Genomic DNA, 380 nt, shown 5'->3' on the forward strand with positions numbered 1-380 from the left:
AACGGTGTAATAGAAGAAGCCGATACAAACCAAACCGCGACAGTCACCTTTACAGATAGCAATAACGACACAGTTGTTGTTCCTGGCGTATCAATTAACGCAGCGGGTGAGTGGGTTATTGATGCAGCAGACATAACAACGCTTGCCGATGGTGAAATTACAGTAAGTGTTAGCGCATTAGACGTTGAGGGCAATTTAGCCACAAACGAAACCACCTTTACCAAAGACACCACAGCTACTGTAACGGTAGATATAAATGACACAGACGACAACGTAATAAATGGCAATGGTGAAAATACAAACGTTGAAATTACAGGTACCACAACCGGTGTTGAAGACGACCAAAAAGTAACGGTTGTAGTAAAAGATGCAGCCGGTAA

The 380-nt window shown here is 42.9% G+C and carries 1 protein-coding gene; it reads left to right on the plus strand.

Going from position 1 to position 380, the window contains the following annotated elements; all coding sequences use genetic code 11:
- A partial coding sequence (locus AAEY68_RS20770; RefSeq protein ID WP_350586793.1) for a hypothetical protein occupies window positions 1–380 on the plus strand: 380 nt, incomplete at both ends.

It is taken from the genome of Pseudoalteromonas sp. RB2-MNA-CIBAN-0110 (assembly GCF_040309305.1).
GTDB lineage: Bacteria > Pseudomonadota > Gammaproteobacteria > Enterobacterales > Alteromonadaceae > Pseudoalteromonas > Pseudoalteromonas arctica.